Origin of the sequence: Falsigemmobacter intermedius, from assembly GCF_004054105.1 — a bacterium.
Classification (GTDB): domain Bacteria; phylum Pseudomonadota; class Alphaproteobacteria; order Rhodobacterales; family Rhodobacteraceae; genus Wagnerdoeblera; species Wagnerdoeblera intermedia.
Map to the genome: position 1 here is coordinate 1 of NZ_SBLC01000130.1, position 1,631 is coordinate 1,631.

General features: G+C 54.4%; 3 protein-coding genes. 1 reads left to right on the forward strand and 2 read right to left on the reverse strand.

Annotated elements, in window-relative coordinates; genetic code table 11:
• Both EP867_RS19545 and EP867_RS19550 read right to left on the reverse strand, forming a co-directional pair.
• Window positions 1-261, reverse strand: a 261-nt coding sequence (locus EP867_RS19545; protein WP_164888987.1) for a hypothetical protein, incomplete at its 3' end; no start/stop codon positions are given.
• Window positions 262-558: 297 nt separating this feature from the next.
• Complete coding sequence (locus EP867_RS19550; protein WP_128491085.1) at window positions 559-765, reverse strand: cold-shock protein; 207 nt, start codon at window positions 763-765, stop codon at window positions 559-561.
• Between the two features lie 121 nt (window positions 766-886).
• Between EP867_RS19550 and EP867_RS19555 the strand changes: the two genes are divergently transcribed.
• On the forward strand, window positions 887-1,195 hold the full coding sequence (locus EP867_RS19555) for a hypothetical protein (protein ID WP_128491087.1): 309 nt from the start codon (window positions 887-889) through the stop codon (window positions 1,193-1,195).
• The last annotated feature ends 436 nt before the right edge of the window (window positions 1,196-1,631 follow it).

Sequence of the window (1,631 nt, forward strand, 5' to 3'; positions counted from 1 at the left end):
CGCAGGCGGCGTGATGAGCTCGTATCGCGAGCCTTTGTCATCAAGCCAGGCTGAGGGATACTCGGGGTCGAGCGAGACGACGCCATGAAATGTGCTGTCATCCGGGCTCAATACCGCCCAACCCAACAACTCTGATGTCCCGCTGAGAAAACCTCTCAGATTATGGCTGACGATCGCCACCAGGATGAAAAACCGGCCATCCATCTGACGCACCACGTGTCTTTTCGGTTGTGATTTATCTATGCTGTAGCTGGGTACCACATGAGCCTCCCGATCGGCCGACAGAACAAACCTGCCTGCAATCTTGCAACCTGTCAAAGCACGCGCTTCTGAAAGCGATTGAGGTTATCGCGCTGATTTCCCCGTGCCGGGTGAGTAGCTGAAGAAAAAGCCTGAGACCCATAAGGATCTCAGGCTCTGTGCCTCCTGCCTTCCGCCTTTATACCCCATGAGGGGCCGGTCCCGGCGGTTTACGCGTAAGCGCAGGCTAAGTTTCAGCTGTGCACATGACTGTCAGGAATGGACCGGGTTCGTCTGAAGAATGGGACAATCCCGTTATCAGGCGAGACGCACATTCGTCGCGGACTCGCGGCCGTCACGACCGGTCTCAACGTCGAAGGAAATCTCCTGACCTTCATCGACGCCACGCAGACCTGCGCGTTCAAGCGCTGAGATATGAAGGAAGATATCGTTCTTGCCACCCTGAGGTGCGACAAAACCGAAACCTTTGGTGGAATTAAACCATTTTACGGTGCCCATAGCCATGATGGTGCTCCTTATATAGCGCCACCCGCAATGTGCGATGGCCTGGCAAGCGCGATGATCGAGAACTGCGCCGTAAGACCAGAACCAAAAACTTAACTGCCTGACTAAGATGGGCGCCACCTTGGAGTTTTACAAGGGTGTGGAAATTTATTTCCGGAAAATATCAGTTATGAAAATATTATTTCTTGAATTACCCTATTTTACGGACTCGCAGGCTGAGCTGTGCTATAAAGGCAGAGCAGCTTTCGCTGCGAAGGATGCCTTCGTGCAAATGTTTACCCCCAAACCTCGTTTCGATCTTGCAGCCTTTCTCGCAGAAAAAGCTGACCCGCTTCAGGTGAAGAAATACCAGCAGAGCCGCCGTTGGCGTATGTCCCCTAAAGTCACACCGACAGAGGCCACGGACGGCACTGCGGAAGAAACGGCCTGAGCCGGCATACGAGATGGCAAGCGCGCACGCGCCAGTACCACGGCCATCCGACGTCACGCCAGAGATCGTGACGCATCCCCCAAGCCTTGGGCAATCCGCCTGGAGCGCAGGGACAGGTTCGGTTACAGGAGAAATCATGATGAATGAGAGACAATCGCCAAAGCGCCAGCAGGCTGAACTTGCTTTTGCAAAAATCATCAGCAGCCCACCACAGAACCGAGCTCACACGGAACAACAGATTTTAGCAGCCGAGCGTCAGGCCAGGACTTCGCATCTCCGCGAGCTTCGTCTCTCAGCAGGGTTATATGACGAGCGCGGCCGCGTGGCTCGAGTGTAAGCACAGGTCGACCTCTAGCGTACCTGCCTGGTTCCACGGACTGAAAATGCGGCGCAGAAAATTCCCGCGCCGCACAAACATCTTTTCAAGATGTTGATA

Bases quoted from the DNA above. Each gene is read 5' to 3' on its own strand.
- EP867_RS19550 (WP_128491085.1), bottom strand. From the start codon at position 765: ATGGCTATGGGCACCGTAAAATGGTTTAATTCCACCAAAGGTTTCGGT.